We start from the raw sequence: 565 nt of genomic DNA, 5'->3' as shown, positions 1-565 counted from the left end.
CTGTTTTCGCTACGTGGACAACGTCCCGTGGGCTCAACAGATCAGCTACTACCCGTACGATGTTGCACAGGCAGCGAAAATAGACGTTCCGACAGACATAGAAGAGGGAACGGTGCGAGCGCTTGCAAAGGCGGGCTATCGCGAAGTTCGCTGGCTTGATGAGGTTTCGGCTCGGGCGGCGACCCGGGAAGAGGCGACAGCATTTCGCCTAGGCGGAGGAATGTTCGTCTTGTATTACCAACGCACCGGCTGGACGAACGAGCGACCTATCAGACTCACCCGTGAGATCTTGCCGGCTGATCGCAATATCGTCACATACGAACAGGTGGAGACTGCCGCCATTGGGGAAGACTCGTGATCATCCGGGTTGCGCGACTGGCGGACATTCCCGAGATTCTGAGGCTCCGCACTGAAGCAGCAACCTGGCTGCACGGCAAAGGAAGTGACCAGTGGGGGCCGACAGGCGACCCGCTAACGAAAGTGGCTGATGACATGGCACAGGCCATCCAGGCGGGTCATGCGTGGATGGGCTGCACAGAGGCAAACGACTCGACCATCGGAACCA

2 protein-coding genes are annotated in these 565 nt (G+C 58.8%); both read left to right on the top strand.

All coding sequences use genetic code 11. The annotated features are described in order from the left end of the window. Positions 1 to 358: UTRA domain-containing protein (locus ABD301_RS42200; protein ID WP_344315613.1), on the top strand; the 358-nt coding region annotated here is incomplete at its 5' end. Beyond that, positions 355 to 565: hypothetical protein (locus ABD301_RS42195; protein WP_425552041.1), on the top strand; the 211-nt coding region annotated here is incomplete at its 3' end. The genes ABD301_RS42200 and ABD301_RS42195, both read left to right, overlap by 4 nt.

Source organism: Fodinicola feengrottensis (assembly GCF_039530045.1).
GTDB classification, from domain to species: domain Bacteria; phylum Actinomycetota; class Actinomycetes; order Mycobacteriales; family HKI-0501; genus Fodinicola; species Fodinicola feengrottensis.
This window is presented reverse-complemented; position numbering and strand designations above follow the sequence as displayed.